17 protein-coding genes are annotated in these 16,085 nt (G+C 70.4%); 7 read left to right on the forward strand and 10 right to left on the reverse strand.

Annotation, left to right across the window (positions count from 1 at the left end; genetic code table 11):
- Positions 1 to 39 precede the first annotated feature (39 nt).
- Positions 40 to 966, reverse strand: coding sequence for a menaquinone biosynthetic enzyme MqnA/MqnD family protein (locus O5O46_RS04240; protein ID WP_443072374.1), 927 nt, complete (start codon positions 964 to 966; stop codon positions 40 to 42).
- A 283-nt stretch (positions 967 to 1,249) separates the two neighbouring features.
- On the opposite strand from O5O46_RS04240, the gene O5O46_RS04245 reads away from it, so the two are divergent.
- On the forward strand, positions 1,250 to 1,453 hold the full coding sequence (locus tag O5O46_RS04245; protein ID WP_269853815.1) for a cold-shock protein: 204 nt from the start codon (positions 1,250 to 1,252) through the stop codon (positions 1,451 to 1,453).
- Positions 1,454 to 1,628: 175 nt separating this feature from the next.
- Positions 1,629 to 2,795, forward strand: coding sequence for a lipase family protein (locus O5O46_RS04250; RefSeq protein WP_269853816.1), 1,167 nt, complete (start codon positions 1,629 to 1,631; stop codon positions 2,793 to 2,795).
- Between the two features lie 57 nt (positions 2,796 to 2,852).
- On the opposite strand, the gene O5O46_RS04255 is transcribed toward O5O46_RS04250, so the two are convergent.
- Positions 2,853 to 3,239, reverse strand: coding sequence for a nuclear transport factor 2 family protein (locus O5O46_RS04255; protein WP_269853817.1), 387 nt, complete (start codon positions 3,237 to 3,239; stop codon positions 2,853 to 2,855).
- A gap of 99 nt (positions 3,240 to 3,338) precedes the next feature.
- Here O5O46_RS04255 and O5O46_RS04260 point away from each other — a divergent pair, with 99 nt between their 5' ends.
- Both O5O46_RS04260 and O5O46_RS04265 read left to right on the forward strand, forming a co-directional pair.
- The gene (locus O5O46_RS04260; protein ID WP_269853818.1) at positions 3,339 to 4,232 is read left to right on the forward strand and encodes a LysR family transcriptional regulator; all 894 of its coding nucleotides are present in this window, start codon (positions 3,339 to 3,341) and stop codon (positions 4,230 to 4,232) included.
- 497 nt (positions 4,233 to 4,729) lie between these two features.
- Positions 4,730 to 5,233: an SH3 domain-containing protein gene (locus O5O46_RS04265; RefSeq protein WP_269853819.1), complete on the forward strand. Its 504-nt coding sequence runs from the start codon at positions 4,730 to 4,732 to the stop codon at positions 5,231 to 5,233.
- Between the two features lie 52 nt (positions 5,234 to 5,285).
- Here O5O46_RS04265 and O5O46_RS04270 read toward each other — a convergent pair whose 3' ends face one another.
- From O5O46_RS04270 to O5O46_RS04295, 6 genes are all read right to left on the reverse strand, one after another.
- The gene (locus O5O46_RS04270; protein ID WP_269853820.1) at positions 5,286 to 5,885 is read right to left on the reverse strand and encodes a class I SAM-dependent methyltransferase; all 600 of its coding nucleotides are present in this window, start codon (positions 5,883 to 5,885) and stop codon (positions 5,286 to 5,288) included.
- A gap of 166 nt (positions 5,886 to 6,051) precedes the next feature.
- On the reverse strand, positions 6,052 to 7,380 hold the full coding sequence (locus tag O5O46_RS04275) for a dicarboxylate/amino acid:cation symporter (protein ID WP_269853821.1): 1,329 nt from the start codon (positions 7,378 to 7,380) through the stop codon (positions 6,052 to 6,054).
- A gap of 145 nt (positions 7,381 to 7,525) precedes the next feature.
- Positions 7,526 to 7,822, reverse strand: coding sequence for a DUF4229 domain-containing protein (locus tag O5O46_RS04280; RefSeq protein WP_269853925.1), 297 nt, complete (start codon positions 7,820 to 7,822; stop codon positions 7,526 to 7,528).
- A 105-nt stretch (positions 7,823 to 7,927) separates the two neighbouring features.
- On the reverse strand, positions 7,928 to 9,091 hold the full coding sequence (gene mqnE, locus O5O46_RS04285) for an aminofutalosine synthase MqnE (protein WP_269853822.1): 1,164 nt from the start codon (positions 9,089 to 9,091) through the stop codon (positions 7,928 to 7,930).
- A 72-nt stretch (positions 9,092 to 9,163) separates the two neighbouring features.
- A complete protein-coding gene (locus O5O46_RS04290; protein WP_269853926.1) occupies positions 9,164 to 9,619 on the reverse strand; it encodes an Lrp/AsnC family transcriptional regulator in 456 nt (151 codons plus the stop codon).
- A gap of 211 nt (positions 9,620 to 9,830) precedes the next feature.
- The gene (locus O5O46_RS04295; RefSeq protein ID WP_269853823.1) at positions 9,831 to 10,517 is read right to left on the reverse strand and encodes a UbiX family flavin prenyltransferase; all 687 of its coding nucleotides are present in this window, start codon (positions 10,515 to 10,517) and stop codon (positions 9,831 to 9,833) included.
- Positions 10,518 to 10,734: 217 nt separating this feature from the next.
- Between O5O46_RS04295 and O5O46_RS04300 the strand changes: the two genes are divergently transcribed.
- Positions 10,735 to 11,340, forward strand: a complete 606-nt coding sequence (locus O5O46_RS04300; RefSeq protein WP_391858375.1) for a rhomboid family intramembrane serine protease — start codon at positions 10,735 to 10,737, stop codon at positions 11,338 to 11,340.
- A gap of 28 nt (positions 11,341 to 11,368) precedes the next feature.
- On the opposite strand, the gene mqnP is transcribed toward O5O46_RS04300, so the two are convergent.
- Positions 11,369 to 12,292: a menaquinone biosynthesis prenyltransferase MqnP gene (gene mqnP / locus O5O46_RS04305; protein ID WP_269853824.1), complete on the reverse strand. Its 924-nt coding sequence runs from the start codon at positions 12,290 to 12,292 to the stop codon at positions 11,369 to 11,371.
- A complete protein-coding gene (locus O5O46_RS04310) occupies positions 12,289 to 13,746 on the reverse strand; it encodes a menaquinone biosynthesis decarboxylase (RefSeq protein WP_269853825.1) in 1,458 nt (485 codons plus the stop codon). Before O5O46_RS04310 ends, mqnP begins: the two co-directional genes overlap by 4 nt.
- Positions 13,747 to 13,924: 178 nt before the next feature.
- Between O5O46_RS04310 and O5O46_RS04315 the strand changes: the two genes are divergently transcribed.
- Positions 13,925 to 14,356 carry a PLD nuclease N-terminal domain-containing protein gene (locus O5O46_RS04315; RefSeq protein WP_269853826.1) on the forward strand — a complete coding sequence of 144 codons (432 nt, stop codon included), beginning with the start codon at positions 13,925 to 13,927 and terminating at the stop codon, positions 14,354 to 14,356.
- 201 nt (positions 14,357 to 14,557) lie between these two features.
- Positions 14,558 to 15,985, forward strand: a complete 1,428-nt coding sequence (locus O5O46_RS04320; protein ID WP_269853827.1) for an alkaline phosphatase family protein — start codon at positions 14,558 to 14,560, stop codon at positions 15,983 to 15,985.
- The last annotated feature ends 100 nt before the right edge of the window (positions 15,986 to 16,085 follow it).

The following is a 16,085-nucleotide window of genomic DNA, read 5'->3' on the forward strand; positions in this document are numbered from 1 at the left end:
TGCCCGGCGGCGGGACGCGCCGCGGCGCGGGGGCGCGGGCTAGGCCGTGCGGGGTCCGGTGTAGGCCTCCGGCTGGTAGAGCTCCACTGCCACGTCCGGCGGGAAGCCGGTGGTGTCGCCGACCCGGCGGGCGAACTCGGCGATGCCGGTCAGCTGGTCGCGGCCGAGCGAGAAGTCGAGCGTGGTGAAGTAGCGCCGCAGCAGTTCGGCGTCGAACGTCTCCCAGCGCGCTGCCTGCTCGGCGGCCTTCTCCACCTCTTCCAGGGAGAGGTCGCGGGAGGCCAGGAACGCCTTGTGCACCTCGAACACGGCGCGCGGGCGGGTGGCCAGGTAGTCGCGGCGGGCCGCCCAGACCGCGAAGACGAACGGCAGCCCGGTCCACTCCTTCCACATCAGCCCCAGATCGTGCACCTCAAGGCCGAGCCGAGGCGCGTCGTGCAGGGTGGCGCGCAGCGCGGCGTCTCCGATCAGCACGGCGGCCTGCGCCTCCTGCATCATCAGCCCGAGGTCGGGCGGGCAGGTGAAGTAGTCCGGGGCGACGCCGATCCGCTCCGCCAGCAGCAGCTGGGCGAGGCGAACGGAGGTACGGGAGGTGGAGCCGAGCGCCACCTTGGCGCCGTCCAGCTGGTCGAGCGGAACCTGGCTGACGATCACGCAGGACATCACCGGGCCGTCGCAGCCCACCGCGATGTCCGGCAGCACGACCAGGTCGTCCGCGTGCCGCAGGAACTCCACCAGCGAGATCGGGCCGATGTCGAGGTCGCCGCGGACCAGCATGTCGTTGAGCTCGTCCGGCGTGTCCTTGGTCAACTCCAGGTCGAGCAGCGTCCCCGTTCGGGCGAGTCCCCAGTAGAGGGGGAGGCAGTTCAGGAACTGGATGTGACCCACCCGGGGGCGGTTCGGACGGTGGTGCCGGGGGTCGGTGGCGGATGCGGCCGGTGCAGGCGTAAACGCAGAATTGTCCACATCGGGAGGCTAGTCGCGACCGATCCCGATCTTGTCACGGGGCGGTCCGGAAGCGGCCGCTCGGGCGGTTTTGGCCGACGTCAAGAGGCTGGGACACGCCATGGCCGGAGATCTTCGACCTCTTCCCCGGTTCAGTTGTGCCGTGCTACCCTCAACGCAAGTTGCAGTTTGGTTTCCCTTGCAGTACAGAGCCTGCGGAGCATGTGACGCCGCAGGCTTTTGTAGTTTTCAGACTTCTTTGCAGGTTCTGGAGCAGGGCGACCCTTGGCCCAAGGAGGGCTTTATGGCTACCGGAACCGTGAAGTGGTTCAACGCTGAAAAGGGCTTCGGCTTCATCGCCCAGGACGGCGGGGGCCCCGACGTCTTCGTTCACTACTCCGCGATCAACGCCGCTGGCTTCCGCTCCCTCGAGGAGAACCAGAGCGTGACCTTCGACGTCACCCAGGGCCCGAAGGGCCCGCAGGCCGAGAACGTCACCCCGGCGTAATCGCGTCCGATACGCAGTACCCAAGGAGCCCCGCGCACCGCGCGGGGCTCCTGCCTTTTCCGGGCGCGCGAGTTTTCCCTCCGCACGCGTCTGGCGGTATCGGGTCCCGGCCGGGAAAATCCCTGAGCGCGGACGAACCCGTACGTCACCCAGGGCAGTTGGGAGAGCCGCCGCCATGACCCCCACGATCTCGCGCGCCCGGCGCGCCGTCCTCGCCGCACTCACCGCACTCGCGATGAGCGCCGCCCTGCCGCAGGCCGCCGCCACCGCCGCCCCCACCGGCGAGCGTCCCGGCGACATCGTCAGTGCCCGCCCGTCCAGATTCCTGCCGAACCCGCTCACCCCGTCCAACGCCAGGGCCTGGACGATCCGCTACCGCTCCACCAGCGCCACCGGTGCGCCCAACGTCGTCTCCGGCACCGTCCTGGTCCCCGACGACGGTCGCACAGGCCGACGCCCCCTGGTCACCTACGCCGTCGGCACGGTGGGACTGGCCCCCAAGTGCGCGCCCTCGGCCGGGTTCCCCACCGGCACCGCCGTCGAGGGCAACCTGATCAACCAGGCGCTGCTGCGCGGCTGGGCGGTCGCGGTCACCGACTACGAGCTGGCCGGCGACCCGGGCGTGGAGACCTACGCGGTGGGCCGGGCCGAGGGCCAGGCGGTACTGGACGCCGCCCGCGCGGCCGAGCGCCTGCCCGGCACCGGTCTGGACGCCGACAGCCCGGTCGGCATCATGGGCTACTCGCAGGGCGGCCAGGCCGCCGGATGGGCCGCCGAGCTGCACCACGGCTACGCGCCCGACCTGAACGTCCAGGGCACCGCCACCGGCGGCGTGCCCGCCGACCTGCTGAAGGTCGCCGACTACAACAACGGCAACATCGGCGCGGGCCTGATCCTGATGGCCGGTGTCGGCCACGACACCGCCTACCCCGAGCTCGACCTGGCCAAGTACCTGAACGCCAAGGGACGTTACTACGTCAACCTGGACAAGACGCAGTGCGTGGCCGAGGACACCATCGCGGCGGCGTTCAAGACCGTCGACGAGGTGACGGTCACCGACCCGCTGGTCCAGCCCGACTGGCAGCGGCGGCTGCGCGCTGACCAACTGGGCACCCACGCCCCCGACGCCCCGGTCTACCTGTACCAGGCGACCGACGACGAGCTGATCCCGTACCCGGTGGCCGCCCAGCTGCGCCGCGAGTGGTGCGGCGAGGGCGGCACCGTGTGGTGGCGGGAGCTGCCGCTGATGGGGCACGTGGAGGGCGCGATCGCGGGCTCGCCGCTGGCCATGGACTGGCTGGCGGAGCGCTTCGCGGGCCGACCCGCGGACGGCAACTGCTGAACGCGGTACGGGAGTTCGGCTCCCGCCTCGCCGAACTCCCGCACCACCGGTTGACGCTCAACAGAAGAAGGCGTTCATCCCGTCGACATCCGACAGATACGTCTCGATAGCCGCGATCTTTCCGTCCCGTAGAAAGCACACGGTGGCCAGGTATTCGTCCAGCCGCACACCGTTGCGTTCCGCGGTGTTGTGCAGTGACAGTGCCAGGTTGTCGCGGCTGACCAGAACGCGCTGGAAGTCGAAATTCACGCCGTATCCGGCGATCAGCCGGGCACGCTCCACCACCGCGTCCGCGCCGACCACCCGACCGGAAATCCGGTTGTCGCCGGGCAGCGTCCAGCTGGCGTCGTCGGTGAGCAGTGAACGGATCAATTCCCAGTCGGCGGTGACAAGGCCGGTGTGGAACGCGGTGGCCAGTGCGAGTTTCTCGTCAGTAGTGAGCATGTAGCCAGCATCAACACCCGTCCACCAAAAGGGAAATACCGGATTTGGTGCCGGTTCATGCGCCCCGTGCATAACCCTGGGAAGAGGGACAATCTCCGGGTGACCATCGACGAACTGCGCTGGTTCCTCACGCTCGCCGAGACCGAGCATGTGACCGAGGCGGCGGCGCGGCTGCGGATAGCCCAGCCGACGCTGTCGCGGGCGCTGCTGCGGCTGGAACGGCAGGTCGGCGCCCGGCTGTTCGACCGCGACCGGCACCGGCTACGCCTCAACGACCACGGCCGGATCTTCCGGCGGCACGCACAGCGGGCACTGGACGAGCTGGACGCGGCTCAGGGCCGCATCGCCACGCTGCTCGCCCCGCCGCGGGAGACACTCGCCCTGGCCTTCGTGCACTCGCTCGGCAGCTGGCTGGTGCCCCGGCTGCTCGGCGCGTACGCCCAGGACTCCCCCGGCGCGCGCTTCACGTTGCACCAGGACTCGGCCGGGGCCGTGCTGGAGCTGCTGCGGGACGGCACCGCGGAGGCCGCGATCACCAGCCCGCGGCCGTCCGACCCGCAGCTCGGCTGGTTGCCGCTGCGCGACGAGCGGTTGGGGCTCGCGGTGCCCGCCGACCACCGGCTCGCCGACCGCGACACCGTCCGGCTGGACGAGCTGACGGACGAGCGGTTCATCATCATGCGCCCGGCGCTGGGACTGCGGCAGATCACCTGCCAGCTGTTCCACCGGGCCGGGGTGACTCCCGACGTGGTGTCCGAGTGCGCCGAGGTCTCCACCATCAACGGCCTGGTGGCCGCCGGGCTCGGCGTCGCCGTGGTCCCGGCGGGCGACGGCGGCCCACCGCCCGCCGGGGTCCGGCTGGTGCCGATCGCCGACCAGGACGCGTACCGCACCATCGGTCTGGCCTGGTACCAGGGCCGACCGGGCAGCACGGCGGGCCGCCGGTTCCGGGAGTTCGCCGCCCGCTACGCCCGCGGCGCCGAGCCGGTCTGACGGTTGGCGTACGGTTCCTCGATCCGCTGGGCGGTGCGGCCCGCGGCGCCGAGCCGCCGGTGGTGGCGGCCGCGCCCATGGGCACGGCGACGGCCCGCACGGCACGGCCCGACGGAGTGGTCAACTCGGGTCCCGCGCGACCGAGTTGCGGTGACATGTCATGCGACATGGGCGTCTCTGGCACGGCCAGGCGAGTTACCGGCGGTAAACACATGCTGCCCGGAAGGAATCAGGCCAACGGTTCGCCGTCCTCGAAGCCCCGACCGGCGTATGACGCAAGAGCGTGAACCCGTACCACCGTCCGGGGGATTGGCCGTGTCTCCCCCTGCCACCTCAGGGTTTCCGACGGCCGGTCCGCGCATGCTGGGCGCACCCCTTCGCACACGAGCGCACGCTCACGCACGAGAACTGAGGTCCCTATGCGCCGCCTCGCCGTAGCAATCGGAGTCGTCGGACTCCTGTGTGTACCCGCGGTTCCCGCCCAGGCCGACACCGGCATGCCGGCCGGCCGCGGCCACCACACGATGCTCGTCCCCGACGCCAAGGGCCGCGTGGTCGCCCGGCACAGTGTGGTGATCAGGAGCGGGCCGAGCACCCGGTACCAGGCCGTCGGCCACCTGAACAGCGGCCGGGTCGTCCGCATCGTCTGCAAGGTCCGCGGCCAGCGGGTCCGCGGCAACGCGATCTGGTACAAGCTGGACACCCGCCAGCGCGAGTGGGTGAGCGCCAGCTACGTCAAGAACGTGGGCCGGGTCCCCCGCTGGTGCCGCAACGTCACCACGCTGCCCAGCCTGCCGGGCCACAAGCAGCACCTGCGCCCCGGCCACCGCCCGTCCCGGCCGATGCCCGGCCAGCGCCCGCAGGCGATGCCCAGCCAGAGCCCCAGCATCCTGCCGGGCAACGTGGCCGCCACCCCCGGCCAGGCCTCGCCCAGCGCGATGCCCAGCGCCACCGCGCAGAACTCCACCGTCACCCACCGCGCCCGCATCCACCACGACTGACGCGTGCTGACGGGTGTGCCCCTGCCGCGGACAGCGGCAGGGGCACCGCTGTTCAACGGCGCCGGGCGTGAACCCGCAGCCACTCGCGGTGCGTCGACTGCCGAGCGTGGTCGGCCACGTCGAACCCGGCCGCGTCCAGCAGCTCGGCGAGCGCCTCGTACCGGTGCAGTACGTACCAGCGCCGGCGCGAGGGCCCGTAGGCCCGCTCGTCCCACCCCTCGCCGTCGCCCTCGGCGACGCTGAGCAGCAACTCGCCGCCCGCCCGCAGCACCCGCCCGAACTCGCCGAGTACCACCGGCACTTCGGGCCGCGGTACGTGCAGCAGCGCGGCCACACACCACACCGCGTCCAGCGCCCCCGCGTCCACCGGCAGCGCCCGCATGTCGGCCTGAACCAGCCCCGGCACCCCGGCCGCGGTGAGCATCGCCCGCGACAGGTCGAACCCGGTGACGTCGAAGCCGCGCTCCCGCAACATCCGGGTGTGATGCCCGGGGCCGCAGCCGATGTCCGCTATCCGCGCCCCGGCGGGCAGCAGCCCGGCCAGGCGCTCCAGCTCAGCACTCATCCACGCCGGGGGCGTACTCCACTGCCGCGCGTACTCGGCGGCGATGCCGTCATACGCGGCGCGCGTCGCCACGGTGGGATCGATCACGCCAACACCCTACGGCGCGAAGGAAGTTCACCCGGCGGCGCCTCCGCCACCCGATCTTCTGGCCAACGGCGCCGAACCTGGACCCGCCCTCCTGCGGCAGCTTGGCAGTGCCCCAGCAACGACGAGAGGCCCTCGCCGACTGGCGAGGGCCTCTCGAAGGGCGTAACTACGCAGCCGCGGCGACCCGCTCCGGTTCGTCCGAGCCGTCCAGGTCGAACTCGCCGTCGGCCGCGTCGAAGGCCTCCCGGTCCAGCAGCCGCTCACGGGCGGCCACCAGGATCGGGATGACCGACTGCCCCGCGACGTTCGTCGCCGTGCGCATCATGTCCAGGATCGGGTCGATGGCCAGCAGCAGGCCGACGCCCTCCAGGGGGAGGCCGAGCGTGGACAGGGTGAGGGTGAGCATCACGACCGCGCCGGTCAGTCCGGCGGTGGCGGCGGAGCCGATGACCGAGACGAAGGCGATCAGCACGTAGTCGCCTATGCCCAGGTGGATGCCGAAGACCTCGGCGATGAAGATCGCGGAGATCGCCGGGTAGATCGCGGCACAGCCGTCCATCTTGGTCGTGGCGCCGAAAGGCACCGCGAACGAGGCGTACTCGCGCGGCACGCCCAGCCGCTCGGTGACCCGCTGGGTGACCGGCATGGTGCCGACCGAGGAGCGGGAGACGAAGGCGAGCTGGATCGCGGGCCAGGCGCCGCGGAAGAACCGCAGCGGACTGACCTTGGCCACGGTGGCCAGCAGCAGCGGGTAGACGCCGAACATCACCAGCGCGCAGCCGACGTAGACATCGACGGTGAACGTCGCGTACTGCTTGATCAGGTCCCAGCCGTAGGTGTTGATCGCGTTGCCGATCAGGCCCAGCGTGCCCAGCGGAGCGAGCCGGATGACCCACCACAGCGCCTTCTGCAGCAGTTCCAGGACGCTGCCGCTGAGGGTGAGCAACGGCTGTGCCCTCTCACCGAGTTGCAGCGCCGCGATGCCGACGACGGCCGCCATGAAGACGATCTGCAACACGTTGAGCTGGGTGAACGGCGTGATGATGTCGGTCGGGACGATGCCGGTGAGGAAGTCCAGCCAGGATCCGGTGTGTTGCGGCTTGGAACCGTTGGCCGCGGTCAGTCCGGTGCCCGAACCGGGGTGGGTGAGCAGCCCGATCGCCAGGCCGATGACGACCGCGATCAGCGAGGTGGCCATGAACCACAGCAGGGTGCGGGTGGCCAGCCGGGCGGCGTTGGAGACGTTGCGCAGGTTGGTGATGGACACCACGATCGCGAAGAAGACCAGCGGGGCGACCGCCAGCTTCAGCAGCTGGACGAAGAGGTGGCCGATCTGCGCCAGGGTGCTGCCCAGCCATGCGATGTCCTGGCTGTGCGCCAGCCAGCCGAGCAACGCGCCACCGACGAGACCCAACAAGATCTGGGCCCAGAACGGGATCCTGGGTATTCGACGTGACGTACCGGTAGGCGCTGCTTGGGTGGCGGAAGAGGACATGTCGGTCACGCTAACACTCGTACTTTGACAACCCCAAAGCGATTCTTTGGGATTGCGATAACAAGAGACACCAACGCCCCGCAGGGGAAGGGTGATTCCCTCGCGGGGCGTGGTGAAGTGCGTGACGACCGTCACATGGTGAGGCTCAGCCGCTCTGCGCGCTGCGCGCCGCGTCGTCGGCGGCGTCCTCGTCACCGGCCTTGGCGTCGAAGGCCCGGCGGGTGCGGTCCACCCGCTCCGAGATCTGCGCGGACGCCTGGTCACGTACCTTGCGCAGCAGCGCGTAGCTCAGCGCCCCGGAGATGACCAGCGCGAGCAGCAGCACCCACAGCAGGTTGGAGCTGCCGAGCCCGGACGGGAGGACACGCAGGTAGACGAGGCCCCAGATGACGGCGAAGCTCGCCACGAACAGGCCAAGGCGCATCGCGGTATAGCGGAGCATGGCGCTCGGCTTCCAGCTCACGACGTTTCCACTCTTTCCTCGTCCGTACGGTACATACCCCACCAGTGAAACACGCCTCCCGGACGATCACCTCGGGGGGCGGCCTCACACCCGCATGGGCTGCGGGGACTCGCGACGGTCGGCGTCCGGACCCGGGTACTCGCGGATGACCTCGTACCGGGTGTTGCGCTCGACCGGCCGGAAGCCCGCGTCCCGGATCAGGTCCAGCAGGTCCTCGCGGGTCAGCTTGTTCGGGGTGCCGAAGTCGTCCGCGTCATGCGTGATCTTGTACTCGACCACCGAGCCGTCCATGTCGTCCGCACCGTGGTTCAGGGCGAGTTGGGCGGTGGACAGACCGTGCATCACCCAGAACACCTTGACGTGCGGCACGTTGTCGAACAGCAGCCGGGAGACCGCGAAGGTCTTCAGCGCCTCGGCGCCGGAGGCCATCGTGGTGCGGGCCTGTAGGCGGTTGCGGATCTTGCCGTCCTTCATGTCCACGAAGTCGTGCTGGTAGCGCAGCGGGATGAAGACCTGGAAACCGCCGGTCTCGTCCTGGAGTTCACGCAGCCGCAGGACGTGGTCGACGCGGTGGCGCGGCTCCTCGATGTGGCCGTAGAGCATGGTGCTCGGCGTCTTGAGGCCCTTGGAGTGCGCCAGCCGGTGGATACGGGACCAGTCCTCCCAGTGGGTGCGGTGGTCCACGATGTGCTGCCGGACCTCCCAGTCGAAGATCTCGGCGCCACCGCCGGTCAGCGACTCGAGACCGGCGTCGATCAGCTCGTCGAGGATCTCCGACGCGTCGAGGCCGGAGATCGTCTCGAAGTGGTGGATCTCGGTGGCGGTGAACGCCTTCAGCGCCACCTGCGGCAGGGCTTCCTTGAGCGCGCGCAGCGAGCGCGGGTAGTAGCGCCAAGGCAGCGTCGGGTGCAGGCCGTTGACGATGTGCAGCTCGGTGAGGTTGTCGCCCTCCATCTGCTGGGCGAGCCGGACGGCCTCCTCGATGCGCATGGTGTACGCGTCCTTCTCGCCCGGCTTGCGCTGGAACGAGCAGTACGCGCACGACGCCGTGCACACGTTGGTCATGTTCAGGTGGCGGTTGACGTTGAAGTGGACGACGTCGCCGTTCTTCTGCGTCCGCACGTGGTGCGCGAGACCGCCGAGCCAGGCGAGGTCGTCGGACTCGTAGAGGGCGATCCCGTCCTCGCGGGTCAACCGCTCCCCCGCGTAGACCTTCTCCTCCAGCTCACGCTTGAGCCCCGCGTCCATGCCGCCTCCTTCTCACCTAGACCCGATCGAGACTACGCCCTGCCCCTGACGGCGCCGACAGGGCGGCCCCGGTCAGACCTCTTCGGGCAGCTCGCCGACCCGGTTCTCCCACTTCGTGGAGAGGACCACGGTGGTGCGGGTGCGGGCCACGCCGCGGATGCCGGACAGCCGCCGGATGGTGTGCTCGAGTCCGTCCACGTCGGGCACCCGGACCTTGAGCATGAACGAGTCGTCGCCCGCGATGAACCAGCAGTCCTCGATCTCGTCCAGGTCCTGCATCCGGCGCGCCACGTCCTCGTGGTCGGCGGCGTCGCTGAGCTGGATGCCGACCAGCGCGGTGGCGCCGAGGCCCAGCGCGGCGGGGGCCACGGTGGCGCGGTAACCGGTGATGACCCCGGCCTGCTCAAGGCGGTTGATGCGGTCGGTGACGCTGGGGCCGGAGAGCCCCACGAGCCTGCCCAGCTCGGCATAGGACGCCCTGCCGTTCTCACGCAGGGCCTGGATGAGCTGCCTGTCCACCGCGTCCATGTACCTGGAGCCTTCCATTCCTACTTCGGTCCCGCGCTTACGGATTGAATCTAAGGCACACGGTGCCCGGAACCTGACGTCAGGACCCGACGTCGGTCCTCGGCGTCCGCCCACCCGCCACCACCACCGCCCTCAACGGACGTGCTTCGCACCCCTGTCACACCTGTGCGCCACCCACCACCACCCTCAAGGGAAGTGCTTCGCCCCTCCGTCACCCCTGTGCGCCGCCCAGCTCGCCCGTCCATCTGCGGTACAGCTTGTGCGGCACGCCGACGGCGTCTAGTGTCCGGCCGGCCACGAAGTCCACCAGGTCCTGGGCGCTGACCGCACCGGCGTAGAAGGCAGGAGAGGCGGGCAGCACCACGGCGCCCGCCTCGTCAAGGGCGACCAGCTGCCGGAGCGTCGGCCCGCTGAGCGGGGTCTCGCGCACCACGACCACCAACGGCCGCCGTTCCTTGAGCGTCACGCTCGCGGCGCGCTGCAACAGGTCCTTCGACAGCCCGAGCGCCACTCCCGCCACGCACGCCGTACTCGCCGGAACGATCAGCATGCCCTTCGCCGGGTACGAGCCGGACGAGGGCCCGGCCGCCAGGTCACCCGCGGGCCAGCAGCGCACCGCGGCGAGGTCGACGTCGTACGCGTCCGGCGTGCCGTCGGCGCCGCGGGCCAGCCACCGGGCGAGGTCCTCGCGCCAGTGGGCGTCCCGGAACGGGTGACCCGTCTCGTCCAGCACCGTCAGCCGGGCGGCCCGGCTGACCACCAGGTCGACCGCCTCCCCCGCGTGCAGCAGCGCCCGGACGACGGACGCCGCGAACGGGGTGCCGGAGGCCCCGGAGACGCCGACCACCCAGGGACGTCGGCGGTCGTCGGGTATCGATGAGGTGTGTCGCGGCTCCACACCGGGAGCCTATCCGTCCGAACGGCCCCGATCGGGCCGGATGCCCGCAGAACCACCTGCGCCGCGGAACCGGGACGGATGTCGGACCCGTTGTCTACCGTGGAAGCACATCTCCCGACCGGGGGCAGCCTGCCCCGGGCGCGGCCCGGGAGTGCGCGGAACCGGGCCGGGGCACAGGAGGTCAACGGGGTTCGAGGGGTACCGAGGGGGCGGCGAGATGGTGGCGTATGCGAAGCCCGTGCGCCCGGGCGGCGGTTTGGCGAACGTCGTCGCGGCGGGCGCGCTCATGGCTGGCTGGGTGGCGCTGCTGTGGGCGCTGGAGGCCGTGGACGCGGTGTCGCACGGCGCACTGGACCACTTCGGGATCGTGCCCCGGCAGGCCCGCGGGCTGCTGGACATCATCCCGGCGGCGTTCGTCCACTTCGGCTTCGGGCATGTCGCGGCGAACAGCCTGCCGCTGCTGGTCCTCGGCTTCCTCGCCGCGCTGCGCGGCATAGGCCGGTTCCTCGCCATCTCGCTGCTGATCATCGTCGTCAGCGGGCTCGGCGTGTGGCTGGTGGCGCCGTCCGGCACCAACACGGCGGGGGCGTCCGGCCTGATATTCGGACTGTTCGCGTATCTGGTGGTGCGCGGGTTCGTCGACCGGCGTCCGCTGGACATCGCGCTGGGCGTGGCGGTGGCGGTGCTCTACGGCTCGATCCTGTGGGGCGTGCTGCCGAACGCGACCGGGGTGTCCTGGCAGGGGCATCTGTTCGGGCTGGTGGGCGGAGTGCTCGCGGCGTTCGCGTTCCGGGAGCGCCGGGTCGGCGAGCTCATACCCTGAGCTCGCCGCAACCCGGACTGACGCGCTGTCAGGCGGCGAGTCCGCGGGTCAGCAGGTCGAGCAGCGCGCAGACGAACAGCGCGATGCCGATGAACCCGTTGACGGTGAAGAACGCCCGGTTCAGCCGGGACAGGTCACCCGGCTTGACGATGGAGTGCTCGTAGCAGAACGCGACCGCGACGATCAGCAGGCCGATCCACCAGAAGGCGCCGGCGCCGGAGGCGACGCCGTACCAGGCGAGCAGCGCGGTGGTCACCACATGGCAGGCCCGGGCGCCGTACAGCGCGGCGGCGATGCCGAAGCGGGCCGGTACCGACTTCACACCGTGCGCCCGGTCGGCCGCCACGTCCTGGCAGCCGAAGATCAGGTCGAAGCCGCCGATCCACACGCCCACCGCGAGCCCCAGGATCACCGCGTCCCACGACCAGCTGCCGGTCACCGCGAGCCATGCGCCGATCGGCCCCATCGCCTGGGCCAGGCCGAGGATGGCGTGCGGGAAGTTGGTGAACCGCTTCCCGTACGGATAGACCACCATCGGCACCACGGCCAGCGGTGCCAGCCACAGGCACAGTGTGTTGAGCGACGCGGCGGCGGCGAGGAAGACCACCAGGGCGACCAGCGCGCCGGTCCACGCGGAGCGCACCGAGACCGCGCCGGTGACCAGTTCGCGGCCCGCGGTACGCGGGTTGCGGGCGTCGATCTCCCGGTCGATGATCCGGTTGCAGGCCATCGCGAAGGTGCGCAACCCCACCATCGCGACGGTCACCAGGAACAGCTGCCACCAGTGGACGGAGGCGCTCCGCGCCTGCATGGCGGTGAGCGCGGCGATGTAGGCGAAGGGCAGGGCGAAGACCGAGTGCTCGATCATCACCAGCCGCAGGAACGCCTTGATCCTGCCGGGCGGCGCGGGCTCCGGTCCGAACAGATCCGGGGCCGCCGACTCAACGCTCACAGCCCGTACTCCTTCCATCGCCGTGTCACCCGCGCGGCGGTCTGCGGGTCGGAGACGACCATCTCCGGCCAGCCGCCGTCGCGGGTGTAGCCCTCCTCGGGCAGCTTCCGAGTCGCGTCGATGCCCGCCTTGCCGCCCCAGAACTGCTGGTAGGAGGCGTGGTCAAGGTGGTCGACGGGACCTTCGACCACGGTCAGGTCGCGGGCGTAGTCGGTGTTGCCGAACGCCCGCCAGGCGACCTCGTGGTAGTCGTGCACATCGCAGTCCGAGTCGACCACGATGATGAGTTTGGTGAGCGACATCATGTGCGCTCCCCAGATGGCGTGCATCACCTTCTGGGCGTGCTTGGGGTACTTCTTGTCGATCGAGACGATCGCGCAGTTGTGGAAGCCGCCCGCCTCGGGCAGGTCGTAGTCGACGATGTCCGGGACGATGACCTTGAGCAGCGGCAGGAAGAAGCGCTCGGTGGCCTTGCCCAGCGGGCCGTCCTCGGTCGGCGGGCGCCCCACCACGATCGACTGCAGCAGCGGCCGTCGACGCGTCGTCACACAGTCGATGGTCAGCGCCGGGAACGGCTCCTGCGGGGTGTAGAAGCCGGTGTGGTCGCCGAACGGCCCCTCCGGCAGCGTCCTTCCGGGCTCCAGCCAGCCTTCCAGGACCACCTCGGCGGCGGCCGGGACCTGGAGCGGGACCGTCTTGCAGTCCACCATCTCCACCCGCTTGCCCTGGACGAATCCCGCGAACAGGTACTCGTCGATGTCACCGGGCAGCGGCGCGGTGGCCGCGTAGGTCACCGCGGGCGGGCAGCCGAACGCGATGGCCACCGGAAGCCGCTCGCCGCGCCGCTGGGCGACCTGGTAGTGGTTGCGGCTGTCCTTGTGGATCTGCCAGTGCATGCCGATGGTCCGCGCGTCATGCCGCTGCAACCGGTAGAGGCCGAGGTTGCGCACCCCGGTCTCCGGGTCCTTGGTGTGCGTCAGGCCGAGGTTGAAGAACGAGCCGCCGTCGTGCGGCCAGGTGAACAGCGCGGGCAGCCGCTCCAGGTCCACCTCGTCGCCGGTGAGCACGACCTCCTGCACCGGCGCGTCACCCGGCCTGACCTTCTTCGGCGGTACGTGCGCCATCCCGGCGAGCTTGCCGAACGCCTCGCGCACCCCGGTGAAGCCGTGCGGCAGTTCGGGCTTGAGCAGGCCCGCGATCTTCTCGCTGATGTCGTCGTACGAGTTCAGCCCGAGCGCCTTGAGCAGCCGACGGTCGGTGCCGAAGACGTTCATCGCCAGCGGCATGGCGGAGCCGCGCACGTTCTCGAACAGCAGGGCGGGGCCACCCGCCTTGTTCACCCGATCGACGATCTCGCCGACCTCCAGACAGGGGTCGACCTCGACCTTGATGCGCTTGAGGTCACCGTCCCGCTCCAGCGCCCTCAGGAACGAGCGAAGATCGTCGTAAGCCATGCGTTCCAGTATCCGACATCCGATGTCGCCGCTCGCCGCCGGGCGCACGGCACGGCGTTCAGCGCGCCCGCCCGCGGGTGCGCCGCGGACGGCCCACCCGTCGGCCCGCGCGGTCTACCCTTGATCCGTCACTGGGCCGTCCGCGGCCCTTCGCCGTACTCAGGGGGACCGCGTCGGCATGATCAGGTATCTGCCCTTCCTGCTGGTGCTCGCGCTGTGGATCTTCGCGTTCATCGACTGCCTGAACACCCCCGAGCAGCAGGTGCGCAATCTGCCCAAGGTGGTGTGGGTGCTCATCATCCTGCTGTTCGGTGAGGTGCTGATCGGACCGGTCGCCTGGCTGGCCGCGGGGCGTCCGCGGGCGGGCCTGCGCGGCGGCGGGCCTGCGGCGGACGGCGCGGGCTTCGGGACGACGGCGGCCGAGGAGCCGACGCACTGGGTCGCGCCGGACGACAACCCCGAGTTCCTACGCTCGTTGAGCCTGGCGAACAAGCGGGACGAGGCCATGCTCAAGGAGTGGGAGGCGGACCTGCGCCGCCGCGAGGAGGAGCTGCGCCGCAAGCAGAACGGCGCCTCCGGACCTGACGACGCCTCACCCACCGCGTCCTGAGCCGGAGTCACCACTGGCGGCAGCGCCGCCGACGGCGCGAGCGGCATGCCCGCGACACGCCGAACCATCCCCAAAGCCTCATCCGTACACGGTCAATTGCTGCATAGTTAACGCAATTGCTCCTCCCTCCGATCCGATCGGCGCTGGAGAGTCGGCGAAGGCCCGGAGAGGGCGTACGCGATTCGAGGGAGAGGGATACCCATGCCCGACATCACCCGACGCAGACTCCTCGGCTCGGCGGGGGGCGCACTCGGCGGCGCCGCCGCGCTGTCCCTACTGCCGCCGAGCGTCCAGCGGGCGGTCGCGGCCGGACCGGCCCGGCACGGCTCGCTGGCGGACATCGAACACGTGGTCCTGCTGATGCAGGAGAACCGGTCCTTCGACCACTACTTCGGCACCCTCAAGGGCGTACGGGGGTTCGCGGACCCCGACGCGCTGCGACTCAGCACCGGCCGTTCGGTGTTCTACCAGCCGGACGAGGAGAACCCCGCCGGATATCTGCTCCCCTTCCACCTCGACACGCACAAGTCGAGCGCCCAGGCGATCCCGTCCACCAGCCACGCCTGGGAGGTGCAGCACCGGGCGTGGAACCACGGCCGGATGGACAGGTGGCTGCCCGCGCACCGGGCGGCGGACGGCGCCAACGGCCCGTACGTGATGGGCTACCACACCCGCGAGGACATTCCGTTCCAGTTCGCGCTGGCGGAGGCGTTCACGATCTGCGACAACTACTTCTGCTCGGTGTTCGGGCCGACCTGGCCCAACCGGCTGTACTGGATGACGGGCACCATCGACCCGAGCGGCACCCACGGCGGCCCGATCACCACCAACGACGCGCCGTCGCCGTACCGCTGGACCACGTACGCGGAGCGGCTGGAGGACGCCGGAATCAGCTGGCAGGTGTACCAGGAGCTGGACAACTACGGCTGCAACATGCTGGAGAACTTCCAGTCCTTCCAGGACGCCAAGCCCGGCGATCCGCTCTACGAGCGCGGCATGCGGTTCCGGCCCGCGGGCGCCTTCGAGGAGGACGCCCGAAGCGGCCAGCTGCCCGCGGTCTCCTGGATCATCCCGACCAGCTACCAGTCGGAGCACCCGGACTACCTGCCCGCGGCGGGCGCGGACTTCGTCGCCTCGAAGATCGAGGCGATCGCCTCGAACCCGAAGGTGTGGGCGAAGACCGCGTTCATCCTCAACTACGACGAGAACGACGGCCTGTTCGACCATGTTCCGCCGCCCACGCCGAAGCCGGGCACACCGGACGAGTTCGTCAACGGACTGCCGATCGGAGCCGGTTTCCGGGTGCCGTGCATCATCATCTCGCCGTGGACGGTGGGCGGTTGGGCGGCCGGTGAGGCGTTCGACCACACCTCGGTGCTGCGGTTCCTGGAGCGGTTCACCGGGGTGACCGAACCCAACATCAGCCGGTGGCGGCGGCGTACGTTCGGTGACCTCACGTCCGCCTTCGGCTGGGACTCGGCGGCATCTCGCCCGCCGGGCCTGCCCACCGATACGGCGGAGCAACTCGCCGAGGCGGAATGGGAGGTGGCGCACCTCCCCAAGCCCACCCTGCCGGGCTCCCGGCAGACCCCGCCCCACCAGGAGCCTGGTCACCGCCACCGGCGGTAGGAGTAAGGGGATTTCCGTTCGGTGCTTCGCCCAGGCTTCCCTGAGGGCTGCGCCCCAGCCCCCGAGGGCTCGCCGGGGGTGGAGCTCCCAGAAGGGGTCT

It is taken from the genome of Streptomyces sp. RPT161 (genome assembly GCF_027533845.1).
GTDB lineage: Bacteria > Actinomycetota > Actinomycetes > Streptomycetales > Streptomycetaceae > Streptantibioticus_A > Streptantibioticus_A silvisoli_A.

Bases quoted from the DNA above. Each gene is read 5' to 3' on its own strand.
- O5O46_RS04245 (WP_269853815.1), top strand. From the start codon at position 1,250: ATGGCTACCGGAACCGTGAAGTGGTTCAACGCTGAAAAGGGCTTCGGC.
- O5O46_RS04250 (WP_269853816.1), top strand. From the start codon at position 1,629: ATGACCCCCACGATCTCGCGCGCCCGGCGCGCCGTCCTCGCCGCACTC.
- O5O46_RS04255 (WP_269853817.1), bottom strand. From the start codon at position 3,239: ATGCTCACTACTGACGAGAAACTCGCACTGGCCACCGCGTTCCACACC.
- O5O46_RS04265 (WP_269853819.1), top strand. From the start codon at position 4,730: ATGCCGGCCGGCCGCGGCCACCACACGATGCTCGTCCCCGACGCCAAG.
- O5O46_RS04275 (WP_269853821.1), bottom strand. From the start codon at position 7,380: ATGTCCTCTTCCGCCACCCAAGCAGCGCCTACCGGTACGTCACGTCGA.
- O5O46_RS04280 (WP_269853925.1), bottom strand. From the start codon at position 7,822: ATGCTCCGCTATACCGCGATGCGCCTTGGCCTGTTCGTGGCGAGCTTC.
- mqnE (WP_269853822.1), bottom strand. From the start codon at position 9,091: ATGGACGCGGGGCTCAAGCGTGAGCTGGAGGAGAAGGTCTACGCGGGG.
- O5O46_RS04290 (WP_269853926.1), bottom strand. From the start codon at position 9,619: ATGGACGCGGTGGACAGGCAGCTCATCCAGGCCCTGCGTGAGAACGGC.
- O5O46_RS04300 (WP_391858375.1), top strand. From the start codon at position 10,735: ATGGTGGCGTATGCGAAGCCCGTGCGCCCGGGCGGCGGTTTGGCGAAC.
- O5O46_RS04310 (WP_269853825.1), bottom strand. From the start codon at position 13,746: ATGGCTTACGACGATCTTCGCTCGTTCCTGAGGGCGCTGGAGCGGGAC.
- O5O46_RS04315 (WP_269853826.1), top strand. From the start codon at position 13,925: ATGATCAGGTATCTGCCCTTCCTGCTGGTGCTCGCGCTGTGGATCTTC.
- O5O46_RS04320 (WP_269853827.1), top strand. From the start codon at position 14,558: ATGCCCGACATCACCCGACGCAGACTCCTCGGCTCGGCGGGGGGCGCA.